Source organism: Haloplanus salinarum (assembly GCF_009762275.1).
Classification (GTDB): domain Archaea; phylum Halobacteriota; class Halobacteria; order Halobacteriales; family Haloferacaceae; genus Haloplanus; species Haloplanus salinarum.
Window position 1 is genome coordinate 119,640 of record NZ_CP034345.1, and the last position, 13,325, is coordinate 132,964.

At 66.1% G+C, this 13,325-nt stretch carries 14 protein-coding genes; 4 read left to right on the top strand and 10 right to left on the bottom strand.

What is annotated here, in order from left to right; translation table 11 throughout:
- Positions 1–75 precede the first annotated feature (75 nt).
- A complete protein-coding gene (locus tag EI982_RS01865; RefSeq protein ID WP_157687870.1) occupies positions 76–1,047 on the top strand; it encodes an Rv3626c family coenzyme F420 biosynthesis-associated protein in 972 nt (323 codons plus the stop codon).
- A gap of 2 nt (positions 1,048–1,049) precedes the next feature.
- Here EI982_RS01865 and EI982_RS01870 read toward each other — a convergent pair whose 3' ends face one another.
- The 4 genes from EI982_RS01870 to EI982_RS01885 all read right to left on the bottom strand — a co-directional run bounded on the left by EI982_RS01870 (position 1,050) and on the right by EI982_RS01885 (position 3,971).
- Positions 1,050–1,277: a DUF8527 family protein gene (locus EI982_RS01870; RefSeq protein WP_157687871.1), complete on the bottom strand. Its 228-nt coding sequence runs from the start codon at positions 1,275–1,277 to the stop codon at positions 1,050–1,052.
- The gene (locus EI982_RS01875) at positions 1,277–1,654 is read right to left on the bottom strand and encodes a nuclear transport factor 2 family protein (RefSeq protein WP_157687872.1); all 378 of its coding nucleotides are present in this window, start codon (positions 1,652–1,654) and stop codon (positions 1,277–1,279) included. The genes EI982_RS01870 and EI982_RS01875 overlap by 1 nt, the downstream gene beginning before the upstream one ends.
- A 63-nt stretch (positions 1,655–1,717) precedes the next feature.
- Complete coding sequence (locus tag EI982_RS01880) at positions 1,718–3,370, bottom strand: NADH-quinone oxidoreductase subunit D (RefSeq protein WP_157687873.1); 1,653 nt, start codon at positions 3,368–3,370, stop codon at positions 1,718–1,720.
- Between the two features lie 10 nt (positions 3,371–3,380).
- Positions 3,381–3,971: a methyltransferase family protein gene (locus EI982_RS01885; protein ID WP_157687874.1), complete on the bottom strand. Its 591-nt coding sequence runs from the start codon at positions 3,969–3,971 to the stop codon at positions 3,381–3,383.
- 83 nt (positions 3,972–4,054) lie between these two features.
- On the opposite strand from EI982_RS01885, the gene EI982_RS01890 reads away from it, so the two are divergent.
- Entirely contained in the window at positions 4,055–4,723 is a 669-nt protein-coding gene (locus EI982_RS01890) for a helix-turn-helix domain-containing protein (RefSeq protein ID WP_157687875.1), read from the top strand.
- On the opposite strand, the gene phoU is transcribed toward EI982_RS01890, so the two are convergent.
- A complete protein-coding gene (phoU, locus tag EI982_RS01895) occupies positions 4,724–5,407 on the bottom strand; it encodes a phosphate signaling complex protein PhoU (RefSeq protein ID WP_157687876.1) in 684 nt (227 codons plus the stop codon).
- Positions 5,408–5,600: 193 nt separating this feature from the next.
- Between phoU and EI982_RS01900 the strand changes: the two genes are divergently transcribed.
- Positions 5,601–6,839, top strand: a complete 1,239-nt coding sequence (locus EI982_RS01900; RefSeq protein ID WP_157687877.1) for an RNA-guided endonuclease InsQ/TnpB family protein — start codon at positions 5,601–5,603, stop codon at positions 6,837–6,839.
- Positions 6,840–6,988: 149 nt separating this feature from the next.
- Here the strand turns inward: EI982_RS01900 and pstB are convergent, their stop codons facing one another.
- The 4 genes from pstB to EI982_RS01920 are packed head-to-tail and all read right to left on the bottom strand — an operon-like array spanning position 6,989 to position 11,492.
- Positions 6,989–7,864, bottom strand: coding sequence for a phosphate ABC transporter ATP-binding protein PstB (gene pstB, locus EI982_RS01905; RefSeq protein ID WP_157687878.1), 876 nt, complete (start codon positions 7,862–7,864; stop codon positions 6,989–6,991).
- A gap of 6 nt (positions 7,865–7,870) precedes the next feature.
- Positions 7,871–9,469: a phosphate ABC transporter permease PstA gene (gene pstA / locus EI982_RS01910; RefSeq protein ID WP_157687879.1), complete on the bottom strand. Its 1,599-nt coding sequence runs from the start codon at positions 9,467–9,469 to the stop codon at positions 7,871–7,873.
- A gap of 1 nt (position 9,470) precedes the next feature.
- On the bottom strand, positions 9,471–10,430 hold the full coding sequence (pstC, locus tag EI982_RS01915; RefSeq protein WP_157687880.1) for a phosphate ABC transporter permease subunit PstC: 960 nt from the start codon (positions 10,428–10,430) through the stop codon (positions 9,471–9,473).
- Positions 10,431–10,484: 54 nt separating this feature from the next.
- A complete protein-coding gene (locus EI982_RS01920) occupies positions 10,485–11,492 on the bottom strand; it encodes a PstS family phosphate ABC transporter substrate-binding protein (protein WP_157687881.1) in 1,008 nt (335 codons plus the stop codon).
- A 308-nt stretch (positions 11,493–11,800) separates the two neighbouring features.
- Between EI982_RS01920 and EI982_RS01925 the strand changes: the two genes are divergently transcribed.
- A complete protein-coding gene (locus EI982_RS01925) occupies positions 11,801–12,802 on the top strand; it encodes a phosphate uptake regulator PhoU (protein WP_157687882.1) in 1,002 nt (333 codons plus the stop codon).
- Positions 12,803–12,892: 90 nt separating this feature from the next.
- Here the strand turns inward: EI982_RS01925 and EI982_RS01930 are convergent, their stop codons facing one another.
- Complete coding sequence (locus EI982_RS01930; RefSeq protein ID WP_157687883.1) at positions 12,893–13,264, bottom strand: 30S ribosomal protein S8e; 372 nt, start codon at positions 13,262–13,264, stop codon at positions 12,893–12,895.
- Positions 13,265–13,325: the final 61 nt, after the last annotated feature.

The window sequence follows — 13,325 nt, forward strand, 5'->3', positions numbered from 1 at the left end:
AGTCACTTTTCGGGACGTCACGGCTCACAGCGGCCGCTACGGAAGCGTTTTCACGCACCCACCGTACCGTCGGGTATGGACATCTTCCGGAGCGTGCGCACCGTCACCGGCGCCTCGGGGACGGGCTACGTCGACTGGTCGGCCGTCGCCGACGCGGCCAAGGACGGGACGGCGCCGGGCGAGTTGACGCTCACCGACGCCGAACGCGAGGGGTACGCGACCGACGTCCGCGACGCCCGCGACCGACTGCGTCGGCTGGGCGGCGTCGAGTTCGACCTGCCGGAGACCGTCGAGATACAGAACCGCCACCACTGGATCGACGCGAACGTCGACACCTTCCGGCGGGTGATGGCGCCGATGGAGGCCAAGGGACCGGAAGTCCTCCTTCCCGACGTCTCTCGGGTCGTCAACACTGGGACCTGTACCCTGTTGCTCGCCTTCCTCGGGCGGAACGTCCTCGGGCAGTACGACCCCCTCCTCCTCGCGGAGGCCGACCCCGCCGACCGCGAGCACTGCCTCTATTTCGTCCATCCGAACATCGTCTCGGTGGCGGACGACCTCGACGTCTCCCGCCCGCGGTTCCGGCGCTGGATCGCCTTCCACGAGGTGTCCCACGCCGCGGAGTTCGGCGCCGCGCCCTGGCTCTCGACGCACCTCGAAACCCGACTCGAACGCGGCATCGACGGCCTGGTCGCGGGGGACCTCGACCGCGAGGCCTTCCGGGAACTCGATACGGCCATGACCGCCGTCGAGGGGTACGCCGAGCTGTTGATGGACCGCGCCTTCGACGACGACTACGCGGACCTGCGGGCGAAACTCGACGCCCGCCGACAGGGTGGCGGTCCGGTCGCCCGGCTGGCCCGGCGCCTGCTCGGCCTCGGTCTGAAGCGCCGACAGTACGAGCGCGGCGCCGCCTTCTTCGAGGCCGTCGCCGACGCCCGGGGACTGACGGGTGCGAGCGCGGTGTGGGACCGCCCGGAGAACCTACCGACCGACGCCGAACTCGACGCCCCCGAGCGGTGGTTGGCACGGGTCGACGGGGCGTAGCCTCAGCGCCGCCGCGCCGATCGCCAGTCACGGCCGACCCGTCCGAGGTATCCGAGGAGGAGGCCGCCGACGAGGAGACCACCCAGGGTGGCGAGGAGCCCCTGTACCGGCGTCGCGCCCGCGGCGAGGGCGACGAATCCGCCAGAGACGCCGACCAGCGCGACGAAGCCGAGTTTGAGCCGCCGGGAGGCGGCTCGCCGGTCGTCCTCGGAGAGGCTCGGCCCGACCATCACCCGTCGACGTACGGCGTGCTCACGTGCATGCCGACGAACAGCCATTCCTCGTCCCGCGGTTCCAGCGTCCCGCTCCACCGGGTCGAGAGCGCGTACTCGTGGTCGGCCGCCCGGTCGGTCCAGGCCATGGACACCGAGTCCGAGAAGTAGGCGTGGCCGTCACGCTCCGTCACCCGGAGGTCACGGCTCTCGACGGTCCAGTCCTCGGTCGTTCGGGTCTGCTCGCGCAGGCCCTCGGCGACGGCGTCGTAGCCGACGAGTCGCTCGCCGACGCCGAACTTCACCACGTCCGGGCGTTCCGCGAAGTAGGGATAGAGCGGTTCACCCCGACGGAGCGCTTCGTAGTACTCGCGGATCGTCGCCGCGGCGTTCATGCGCGGACCGTCTCGCCGACGGCTGTTAACTCTTTCAGCCCCGACCGGCCGGACCCGGTCACGTCATCGGTCGACTTCGCCCATTATCGTATCGAGGCTACCGAGTGTCGCGATGAGGTCGGGCACGTACTCACCGTTGGACATCTCCGGAAGCGCCTGCAGGTTGGAGAACGACGGGCCTCGAATCTTGAACCGGGCGGGTTTCTCGGTGCCGTCGGCACGGATGTAGACGCCGAGTTCGCCTTTCGCGGCCTCGACGGCGCGGTAGATTTCGGCGTCGTCGTCCGGGCGGATGGTCCGCGGGACGTTCGACTGCACCCGCCGTTCGTCTTCCGGCCAGTCCTCCAGGCGGTCGACGCACTGCTCGATGATCTTCGCGGACTCCTCGATCTCGCGCAGGCGGACGAGCAACCGGGCGTAGTTGTCACGGCCGTCCTCGACGGCGACGTCCCAATCGAGTTCGTCGTAGTAGCCGTAGGGGTCGTCGCGGCGCAGGTCGTAGTCGATGCCCGACCCCCGGGCGACCGGGCCGGTACAGCCGTACTGCTTGGCCACCGCCGGTGGGAGGACGCCCGTATCGACGGTGCGAATCTGCAGGATTTCGTTGGCCGTGAGGAGGTCGTGATACTCCTCCAACCGTGTGGGGAGGTCGTCGAGGAACGCGCGAACCTGCTCGACGAACTCCACCCGGGGTTCGGGCAGATCCCAGGCGACCCCCCCGAGACGGAAGTAGTTGAACATCAGGCGCTGACCCGTCAGCTCTTCGAGGATGTTCTGCACCGACTCGCGGTCGTTGATGGCGTACATGAACGTGGCGGTGAAGTCACCGACGACGTCGAGGGCGTACGTTCCGACCGCGAGCAGGTGCGAGAGGATACGCGACAGTTCCGCACTCATCGTCCGGATGACCTGCGCGTACTCGGGGACGTCGATGTCCGCGAGGTCCTCCGCGGTCCGGGCATAGGCCCACTCGTTCAGTAGTCCCCCGCCACCCCAGTCCCAGCGATCCGGATACGGCATGATCTGGTACCGGTACGTCCCCGACTGAGCCATCTGTTCCTCACACCGATGGATGTAGCCGATGTCCGGGTCCACGTCGACCACCTGTTCGCCGTCGAGGACGGTTTCGAGGTGCAACACGCCGTGGGTCGCCGGGTGATGGGGGCCGATGTTGAGAAACATCGTCTCCCCGCGTTGGTCGTCGTCGCCGACCGGATTCGCGTTCTCGTCGTAGCGGACGACCTGTGGCCGGTTCCGATCGTAGTCGCGGGAGAGCGGGTGACCCTGCCAGGTTTCGGGCAGGAGGATACGACGCAGGTCAGGGTGATCATCGTACTCGATGCCGACCAGGTCGTAGGCCTCCCGCTCGTGCCAGTTCGCCGTCTCGTAGACCGAACTCCCGCTCTCGGAGACCGGCGACGACTTCGGTGCCGGGACGACGACGCTCACTTCGTCAGTGGGATCGTCGTACTTCCGGAGGTGATAGATGGTCTCGTAGCGGTTCTCGTACTCCTGGGCGGTGACACACGAACAGTGGTCGAATCCGGCCGCGCCCCGGAGCGTCGACAGCGCCGCCCGCACCTCGTCGGGACGCACGACGAACGCGGGTGCGTTCAGGTGGGTATCACGGCCGACCGTGTACGGGGAGAGCAGGTCGGCGAGGGATTCGTCGGTCGCTGACGATTCGAGCCGTGGTTCCGGGTTTCGTGCCGTCATAAGAGGGGGATCAGTTCGGCAGTTCGTCGTCCTCGGCCCCGGAGAACGTGGAGGGGTCGACGAACCGTGGAACGCGGGCGACGTAGCGATCGTATTCCTCGCCGAACTCGGCCCGCAGATGTGGTTCCTCGGCGCGCGGCAGAAGGAGGACCCAGCCGACGTGGACGGCGGCGAGGGCGGCGACGAGTGCCGAATCGACCGCGAGGCCGAATCCGATCACGCCGACGATCATGCCGAGGTACTGTGGGTTGCGCGTGTAGGCGTACGGGCCGCCGGTGTAGAGTTCACCCGTCACGCCCATCGTCTCCGCGGAGCGCATCGTCCGTGCGCCCCAGACGAAGACGGCGGTGCCACAGAGTCCGAAGCCGACTCCGACGGCGGCCACGGCCGGTGGGAGTCCCCACCCGTTCCAGTCGAGGACGGCCGTCGCGAGGAGGGCGACGTCGAAGACGCCCACGAGCGTCCAGTGGACGTAGTACGCCGGCGTCCGGTCGCCGGGCGGCCACCACTCGTGGTCGGTCAGGAGCGTTCCGAGCACCAGGACGTATACGCCGGCGGCCGACAGCAGTCCGGCCCCGAACGCGAGTCGGATCGGCGTCATGGATCGGCGTTGGGCGCGACGCCGGGAGTCGAAACTGCCTCGTGGATGAGGTTTTTTATTTATTGCCGTCCGAAGCCCGGGCGATGAAGTACGCCCGACTGCGGGTGCACCACGACCCCGAACGGCGTCACCCGATGCACTCCTTCGAGATGCATCACGACGACATCGAACGGGCGACGCTCCTCCACTGGAACACGGTCCTCGACGGGACGAACGCGATGGTGTTTCGGATCCGGGGCGACCCCGAGCCGTTCCGTGCGAAACTCGACGCGCGGGCGGCGACGGTGGCCTACGCCCTCACCGACCCGGTCGACGGCGTCTTCTACTGCTGTGTCCGCGACCGGGCGACGGATGCGGACCGGCGCTACATCGACGCCTTCGCCCGGGGGACGCTCGTCGTGGTGCCGCCGGTCGCGTTCGAACCGGACGGCACGACCCGGGTGACGCTGGTCGGGACGCCGGCCGACATCGACGCCGCCGTGGAAGCGTTGCCCGCGGGGATGCGGGCGACGGTGGAGTCGGTCGGCCCGTACCGCCGTCGGGCCGGGCCGTCGGGGCCACGACTCACCGACCGCCAACGCGAAGCCGTCGCGGCCGCCGTCGACTGCGGGTACTACGACTCGCCGCGCGAGGGGACGGTGGCGGACGTGGCCGCGGCGCTCGACGTCGCCCCGGGGACGGCGGCTGAACACCTGCGGAAGGCGGAGGCGACGCTGATGCGGCGGGCGGTCGGCGGGGCGACCGACGCGTGATCAGTACAGCAGTTCGTCGTCGTTCTCGACCATGTAGAGGGTGCGTGCCGCGACGTTGACGGCGTGGTCGCCGACGCGTTCGAGGTCGCGGATGGTGAGCAGGAGGCGGGAGACGTCCTGCATCAACGTCTCGATTTCGGCGTCGTCCTCGCTCTCCCCGAGGTAATCGCCTTCGATCAGGTCGCGGACGACGAGTTCGCTGGCGGCCTCGCACATCGCGTCCACCTCCTCGTCGCGGTCGGCGACATCGTAACACAGGTCGACGTCCTCGTCGGCGTAGGCGCTCATCGCGTCGTCGAGCATGTCGAGGGTCGCCCGTCCGATCCGTTGCATGTCGACGTCCGGGAAGAGGTCGCGTTCGGCGTCGAGCGTGTACCCGCCGAGGTTCACCGCGAGATCCGCGATGCGTTCGAGGTCGGTGATGATCTTGAACGAGGCGGCGATGAAGCGCAGGTCGCTCGCGACCGGCTGCTGGAGGGCGATGAGGTCGACACACTCCCCCTCCAGTTCGAGGTACATGTCGTTGATCTCGGCGTCGCCGTCGATCACCTCCCGGGCGATCCGTTCGTCCTTCCGTTCCAGGGCGTCGAGCCCCGTCCGCAACCGCTCCGCGACGACTTCGCTCATGTAGAGAACGTCGTCGCGGAGGTCCTCGAGCGACGACTGATAATCCGTTCGAGCCATACCAGTACACTCTCCTCGACCCCCCTAAGCGTTATCCCCCCGTCAATAGTCCTCTATCTTCCTGCTAGGAGAGAATCCCGCCGTTTACGCCGGGAGTGAATCCGACACTTCCTACGCAGTCCACCGTCGATGACAGACCGGATAGTCCACGCCAATCCGTGTCATTAAATAATTGTTTCGACATAGGCTATGTATGGCGATTCAGGTCACGCGCACCTTCGTTGGTTCCATCCAGAACCACCGGCAGGTCTGCGATGGCCTCGACTCGCTCGGGGATTCCGCCTCGAAGATCTGGAACGTCGCACGATGGACAGCCCAACGAGTTTGGGACGCAATCGGTACGATTCCCAACGAAGGTTCGCTTAAATCGTATATGAAGAACCGCTCGTGCTGGAAAGACTTGAACGCACAATCCAGTCAGAAAGTCATTGAAGAACTTTCTGACGCTTTCCAGTCGTGGTTCGACCTACGACAGAAAGACGACAAGGCAAATCCGCCCGGCTACCGGAAACACGGCGACGAACGACCACGTTCCACGGTTACGTTCAAAGAAGACGGGTTCAAACACGACTCCGAGAACAATCGAGTTCGACTCTCGAAAGGCTCGAACCTGAAGAAACACTTCTCGGACTTCTTGCTCTGCGAGTACCAGACTCGTCCTGACGTTGACCTCTCGGTGCAGAACGTTCGTGCGGTCTGGAACGGTGACGAGTGGGAACTGCACTTCGTCTGTAAAGTCGAACTCGAAACAAACGACCCAGCAGGTGACGAAGTGGCCGGTATTGACCTCGGTATCACAAATATCGCTACGGTCGCGTTCCCGGACGAATACGTTCTCTACCCCGGTAACTCGCTCAAGCAGGACAAGCACTACTTCAAGCGTGCTGAGTACGACACGGAAGGTGAGAACGGCCCGTCTGAGAAGTCGATGTGGGCACGTCAGAAACTCACTGACCGTGAGACGCACTTCTACCACGCCCTCTCAGACGCCATCATCACAGAGTGTGTCGAACGCGGTGTGGGCACGCTCGCAGTAAGTTGGCCCGAGACTGTTCGAGAGTCCGACTGGGGGAAGACAGGCAACAAGAAACTCCATACGTGGGCCTTCGACCGCATCTTCCAGTACCTCGAATACAAGGGCGAAATACGCGGTGTTGAGGTGCTAAAGGAGAACGAGTGGGACACCTCGAAGACCTGTGCGGCGTGTGGAGACGACACGAAAGCGAACCGTGTTGAGCGAGGGTTGTACGTCTGCCAGTCGTGTGGCTTGGTCGGGAACGCAGATTGCAACGGAGCGGAGAACATGCGGCAGAAGATAACTCCGAATCCTCACGGTGAGGATAGGAGTAACGGCTGTGTGGCACAGCCATCGACACACTTGTTCGACCGCGAGAGCGGGACGTTTCACACGAGAGAACAAGTCGTGTCGTAGACCGGCAAATATCCCACCTGCGGTACGGGAAGCCCCGCCGTTCACGGCGGGGAGGATGTCACGGAGGAATATATAGAAACGGGCGGCGATCGTCGCCGATCCACCACGTACCGGTTCCCGGGCGACCGCCGACGTCGGGGACGACCCGATCAGCCGAACTTCCCGGTGATGTAGTCCTCGACCCGCTGGCTGTCGGGGTTCTCGAAGATCTTCTCGGTGTCGTCGAACTCGACGAGTTCGCCGCCGGTGAGGAAGACGGCGGTCTTGTTCGAGATGCGGGCGGCCTGTTGCATGTTGTGGGTGACGATGACGACCGTGTACTCCTCGGCGAGTTCGGAGATGAGGTCCTCGATCTTGGAGGTGGCGACCGGGTCGAGCGCCGAGGCGGGTTCGTCCATCAGGATCACCTCGGGGTCGGGGGCGATGGCCCGGGCGATACAGAGCCGCTGTTGCTGCCCGCCCGAGAGGTCGAGGCCGGACGTGTCGAGTTGGTCCTTGACCTCGTCCCACAGCGCCGCCCGCTTCAGGGAGTCCTCGACGATTTCGTCGTAGTCGCCGTCCTTGTTCTGGATCTTCAGGCCGTAGGCGACGTTGTCGTAGATGCTCTTGGGGAAGGGGTTGGGCGACTGGAACACCATCCCGACGCGCCGACGGAGCGCGACGGGGTCGACGTCGTCGTCGTAGACGTTCTTCCCGCGCAGATAGAGGTCGCCCTCGACGCGTGCGGCGTCGATCATGTCGTTCATCCGGTTGATACACCGGAGGAAGGTGGACTTCCCACAGCCCGAGGGGCCGATCATGGCCGTCACCCGATTCTCCGGGATTTCGAGGCTGATGTCCTGAAGCGCCTGATCGTCGTTGTACCAGACGTCGACGTTCTCGGCGCGGACGACGGGGTCGCCGCTCATCGTCGGGCCGGACGCGGCGACGCTCTCGCTTACGTCCGTCCGGATGGCCATGTCGTCAGTCGTCGGATCGTCGGTCGATTCGTCGGCCGCGTACTCCTGGTTCGGGTTGTCTGTCATGGGTAGTTACCGGTCGCTCTGGTACTTGTTTCGGAGGACGATGGCGATGGAGTTCATGCTGAGCAGGACGACGAGGAGGACCACCACGCCGGCCGGGACGGCCGCCTGATAGAACGGGTCGCTGGCGAAGAGGCTCGCCCAGGCGTACACCTGCAGGGGCATCGCGCTCACCTTCGAGGAGAGCTCCGTCGGCAGGGAGAAGAGGACGTTCGGCGCGCCGATCATGATGAGTGGCGCCGTCTCGCCGATTGCCCGGCCGAGCGCGAGGATGGTCCCCGTCAGGATTCCGGGGAACGCCCGCGGGAGGACGACGTTCTTGATCGTCTGCCAGCGGGTCGCCCCCATCCCGTACGACGCCTGGCGCATGGAATCCGGGACGCTCCGGAGCGCCTCGCGCGCGGAGATGATGACGATGGGGAGGATGAGGAGCGCGAGCGTCGCCCCGCCGATCAGGACGGTCCCGGTCGGCTGACCGAGGTACGTGACGAACACGCCGAGCCCGAGCAACCCGTAGACGACGGAGGGGACGCCCGCCAGGTTCGAGATGTTGACGTCGATGAAGCGGGTGAGGCGGTTGTCGGGAGCGTACTCCTCCAAGTACACCGCGGCGCCGACCCCGAGCGGGAAAGAGAGGGCGGCGACGGTCACCATCAGCAGGATCGAGCCGCCGATGGCCGGATAGAGGCCGGCGTCGGCGGCGGTCCCGCTGTGGGCGCTGGTGAGGAACCCCCAGTCGACCCAGGACTGCGGGCCGGCGAACCCGAGGGCGTCGACGGCGACGGCCCCGACGACCGTCCCGCCGAGGATCACGGCGGCGAACCCGAGGCCGGCGCGTCGCTCGGGGAAGCGGCGCACGTGGCCGACGGCGTAGCCGCCGGTCGGAACGATGGCGACCGCCAGGACGACCGTCGCCGGCACCGGCGTGACGCCGACGAGCGCCCCGACGAACGCGCCGAGGCCGACGGCGGCGAGGGCGACGCCGACCGCGGCCAGCCGCCGACGCCGGCCGTCATCGACGGCGGCGTAGCGGCCGACGACGAGTGCGATGGGCGTGCCGACCGAGAGCGTCAGCAACACGCCGTCGCTCGGGTAGACGGGGAGCGACGTGACGAGGCCGGGGACGAACAGCACCGACAGGAGGACGGCCGCACCGGCGGCGACGAAGCGTGCGAGGAAGGGAAGCCGCCGGTCCAAGCGCTCGATGCCCACGACGCCGACGAACGCGAGACAGAGGGCGAAGACGTAGGCGAACCAGGTGATCGGTTCGACGATATCGACGAAGAGCATCGCCACGCCGCCCGCGAACATGGTGCTGACGGCGAGCGTGCCGACGACGGCCCCGCCGAACCGGAAGGAGGCCGGGTCGGTCCGGAAGAGGTACGCCCCGACGGCGAGCGTCGGGAGGACGAGCGTCAGGAGGAAGGTGAGGTGCCACCCCGGATCGGCCGTCAGGGGCTGGATGGCGTCGTTCGCGACGTAGATCAGCAGGACCGTCAGCGCGACGATGCCGAACAGCGTCGCCGCGAGCAGGAGATACCGGAAGACGGTGCCCACGGTCCGGCTGACGTGGCCGAAATCCTCGATCTTGCCACGTTCGGTCGCCATCTCAGTACTCCTCCCGGTACCGCTGTGCGACGAGGTCGCTGATGACGTTCATGACGAGCGTGATGACGAAGAGGGTGAGGCCGATGGCGAAGAGGCTCCGGTAGGCGACCCCGCCCCCGGTGATGTCGCCGGTCAGCAGGTTCACCATCGCGGCCGTCATCGGGAGTGCCCCCTCCAGGTACGCGGCGGGATTGAGTGGATTGAGGAGGTTCGCCTGTGAGCCCGCGGCGACGGTGACGGCCATGGTCTCGCCGATGGCTCGCGAGAGCGCGAGGATAAAGGAGGAGAAGATGCCCGAGAGCGAGGCGGGAACGACGATGCCGACCGAGACGTCGAACTTCGTCGCGCCCATCCCGTAGCCGGCCTGCCGCAGCGAGTCGGGCACCGCCGACATCGCGTCCTCGCTGATCGAGGCCACCATCGGAATGATCATGATGCCGACGACGATGCTCGCAGAGAGCATGTTGAACGTGCCCAGCCCGGGGATGATCGTCTTGAGTGCGGGCGTGATGTAGACGACGGCGAAGAAGCCGTAGACGACCGTCGGCACCCCGGCCAGTACCTCCAGTGCGGGCTTCAACACCGAGCGCGCACGCGGGGTCGCATACTCGCTGAGGTAGATGGCCGTCGCGACGCCGAGGGGAAGCGAGACGGCCGCGGAGCCGATGGTGATCGCGAGCGTCGCCGACACCAGCGGCAGGACGCCGAACTGTTCGTTGTTGATCACCCACTCCGTGCCGGTGAGGAAGTCGACGACCGACGCGGTCGCTCCCTCGACGCCCATCAGCGGGGCAGTCACGGTGAAGAACTTCGCCGCCTCGGTGGTCAACAGGACGATGATGCTGACCGTGGTGACGATGGACAGCACCGCACACAGGAAGAAAAACGAGCGCGTCAACAGCTCCTGTGGCGCGTTCTCCGTCCGCCGGGTGAGGTCCTGTGTCAGGTCGTCCGTACTCATCTAGTGTGTGGTCGGATTCACGCTCGGTCGAAAAACCCTTCGTTCGGGCGTCGCTCAACCCTGCGCGTTCTCGATGGCCGATTCGAGGGCGTCCATCGCGGCTTGCTGATCCTCGTCGCTGAGGGGGACGTAGCCGACTTCGTCGGCGACGATCTCCTGACTGGTCGAGTTCTCGATCCAGTAGCGGGCGAACTCGGCGACGTGTTCCTCGGCCAGCGACTCCTGTTTGGCGTAGGTGAAAAGCGGCCGGGACAGGGGCGTGTACTCGCCGGCTCGAGCGGTCTCCAGCGACGGCTCGGTACAGCCGCTCCCGTCGTCGACGCCGAGGGCCGTCACGCGGTCCTGGTTCTGGGAGTAGTACGCGAAGCCGAGATAGCCGATGGCGTTCTCCGAGCCCTCGACGCCCTGGATGATCGTGCGGTCCTGCTCGGTCGCGGAGTAGTCCTGGCGGTGGCCCGGGCCCTCCTCGCCGATGATGGCCTCGATGAAGTAGTCGTAGGTCCCCGAGGCGTCGGTCGGGCCGTAGAGCTCCAGTTCCTGGTCCGGCCAGTCGTCGTTCACGTCGCTCCAGTTGGTCGGCGGATCCTCGGCCGACCAGATCTGGCGGAGTTCCTCGACGGTGATGCAGTCGATGTCCATCTCGTTGTTGACGACGATCGTCAGTGCGTCCGTGGCCACGGTGAACTCGACCGGCGTGATGTCGTTCTCCGAACACGCCTCTTCCTCCGCGGATTGGATCGGGCGGGAGGCGTTGTTGAAGTCCGTCCGACCGGGGCAGAAGTGGTTCGCGAACCCGCCACCGGAACCGGTCGACTGGATGTTGACGTTGACTTCGGAGTGTTCCTGCTGGAATCGCTCGGCCATCGCCGTCGCCAGCGGGAAGACGGTCGAACTACCCGCGATGTCGATGGTGCCGGAGAGCTCCCCGTCGCCGCCGTCGCCGCCGTCGCCACCGTCGTCGCCGCTCTGCGTACAACCGGCGAGGGCGAGCGCACCGGCCGAGCCGGCCGCGGTCAGGAACTTTCGGCGCGATGCGGACCCACCTGCGGGTTCGTCAGTCATCACCCGTCAGTGGCCGACTGTGACGTAAGTACCCTTCTATTATAACTATATAGATCTACGTACGGCAACCGATGACGATGGTCCCATCCGGGGCGCTCGCCGCCGGATTCGCGAGCCACAGCTCGATATCCGATCGACGAGAATCTCGGAGCCTTATTCCGGTTACTCCGCCTATAGGGCGATATGTGGCTCGGTAGCGGCCACCCGTACGGGCCGTCACCCCTGGTGGAGTGGCGATCCAGCACGCTCGGTTAGAGGAGTATATAGATATGGATGGTTTTATTTCTCCCCGCCGGTTTCCTTCGCGTATGGTCGAGACCCGCAAGGTGCAGGTGACGGGCGGATCGACGTACACGGTATCGATCCCGAAAGACTGGGCGACCGACAACGGAGTCTCCGCGGGAAGCGAGGTGGCCTTCTACCCCGAGGGTGACTCGCTTTTCATGACGCCCCGGACCGGCGAGGAGCGGACCGAGGGGACCCTCGACATCGGCGATCTGGACGGCGAGGAGCTCATCCGGGCCGTGATGACGATGTACGTCAGTGGATTCGACATTATCGCCTTGGAGAGTACCCGCATCACGACCGACCAGCGGCGAACGATCAGGCAGGCGACCCAGAGCCTCGTCGGCCTGGAAGTCCTGGAGGAGACCCGTGACCGGGTGGTCATCCGCGACCTGCTCGACTCCTCCGAGCTGTCGATCAACAACGCCGTCACCCGGATGCGACTCATCGCGCTCTCGATGCTTGAGGACGCCGTGCGGGCGCTGGTGGACCTCGACGCCGACCTGGCCCGCGACGTCATCCAGCGCGACGACGACGTCGACCGTCTCTGGATGGTCGTCTCCCGTATCTTCCGGGCGACCCTCCGGAGCCCCCGTGCCGCCGAAGAACTCGGCGTCACCCGCGAGGTGTGTTTCGACTACCAGTCCGCGGCCCGACAGCTCGAACGCATCGCCGACCACGCGACCAAGATCGCCCACCTCTCGCTCGAGTTCGAGGAGCCGGTTCCGGACGACGTCGCCGCCGCCCTCGACGAGCTTCACGACGACGCCTCGGCCGTGACCGACGCCGCGATGGACGCGCTCTTCCTCGACGAGAGCGACGAGTCGACGCGCCGCGCCAACGAGGCTCGGGAGTCGGTTCAGGGCATCGATGGGCACGCCCGCTCCATCGACGAACTCCTGCGGGAACTCGACCCGACGCGGGCACAGCTACTGGGGCTGGTCGTCGACTCGCTGTCACGGAGCGCCGACTACGGGGGCAACATCGCCGAGACGGCACTGCAGAAGGCGGCACCGACGCCGTAGCCGGCGTCTCATCCCGTTTATTGTAAGTCATCACCGGTGGTTCGCCGGACTTCCCCGGCGAATCACCGGGAAACAGTTACGATAACCGTCTCAGTCCAGCAGAACCGCGTTGACCTGACCGGTCTGACCGGGACGGGACGTGACGCGGGCCCGACCCTCGCTCGTCTCGATGATGGCGCCCTTCGTGAGGATGTTTCGCCGGGCGTAGTTGGTGTTCGAGGGGTTCTCGACGACGTTCTCGATTTCGGCCTCGACGGTCTCGCCGCTGTCGGCGACCTGGGCGACGTTCGTGGCGAGCGCCCGCGTCTTCGTCTCCGTCCCGCGGGCGTCGATGGTCTGGAACCGGGGTTCGCCGACCGTCGTTTCGGCCGGCTGACGGCCCAGCTGGTACCGCTTCTTGTTTCGGAACGGCCGGAGGCGGCCGCCCGTCCGCTTGCGCGTGGAGCGTCCCTGGTCTTTCATACGGCTATCCAGTCCTAGCAGCTACTTGAATCGCTCGGAACGCGGAGCCGGAACGGATAGG

Excerpts from the sequence above, each read along its gene's own strand:
- pstC (WP_157687880.1), bottom strand. The coding sequence starts at position 10,430 with ATGAGTACGGACGACCTGACACAGGACCTCACCCGGCGGACGGAGAAC.
- EI982_RS01920 (WP_157687881.1), bottom strand. The coding sequence starts at position 11,492 with ATGACTGACGAACCCGCAGGTGGGTCCGCATCGCGCCGAAAGTTCCTG.
- EI982_RS01930 (WP_157687883.1), bottom strand. The coding sequence starts at position 13,264 with ATGAAAGACCAGGGACGCTCCACGCGCAAGCGGACGGGCGGCCGCCTC.
- EI982_RS01890 (WP_157687875.1), top strand. The coding sequence starts at position 4,055 with ATGAAGTACGCCCGACTGCGGGTGCACCACGACCCCGAACGGCGTCAC.
- EI982_RS01880 (WP_157687873.1), bottom strand. The coding sequence starts at position 3,370 with ATGACGGCACGAAACCCGGAACCACGGCTCGAATCGTCAGCGACCGAC.
- phoU (WP_157687876.1), bottom strand. The coding sequence starts at position 5,407 with ATGGCTCGAACGGATTATCAGTCGTCGCTCGAGGACCTCCGCGACGAC.
- EI982_RS01875 (WP_157687872.1), bottom strand. The coding sequence starts at position 1,654 with ATGAACGCCGCGGCGACGATCCGCGAGTACTACGAAGCGCTCCGTCGG.
- pstA (WP_157687879.1), bottom strand. The coding sequence starts at position 9,469 with ATGGCGACCGAACGTGGCAAGATCGAGGATTTCGGCCACGTCAGCCGG.
- EI982_RS01885 (WP_157687874.1), bottom strand. The coding sequence starts at position 3,971 with ATGACGCCGATCCGACTCGCGTTCGGGGCCGGACTGCTGTCGGCCGCC.
- EI982_RS01900 (WP_157687877.1), top strand. The coding sequence starts at position 5,601 with ATGGCGATTCAGGTCACGCGCACCTTCGTTGGTTCCATCCAGAACCAC.
- EI982_RS01870 (WP_157687871.1), bottom strand. The coding sequence starts at position 1,277 with ATGGTCGGGCCGAGCCTCTCCGAGGACGACCGGCGAGCCGCCTCCCGG.
- EI982_RS01865 (WP_157687870.1), top strand. The coding sequence starts at position 76 with ATGGACATCTTCCGGAGCGTGCGCACCGTCACCGGCGCCTCGGGGACG.
- pstB (WP_157687878.1), bottom strand. The coding sequence starts at position 7,864 with ATGACAGACAACCCGAACCAGGAGTACGCGGCCGACGAATCGACCGAC.
- EI982_RS01925 (WP_157687882.1), top strand. The coding sequence starts at position 11,801 with ATGGTCGAGACCCGCAAGGTGCAGGTGACGGGCGGATCGACGTACACG.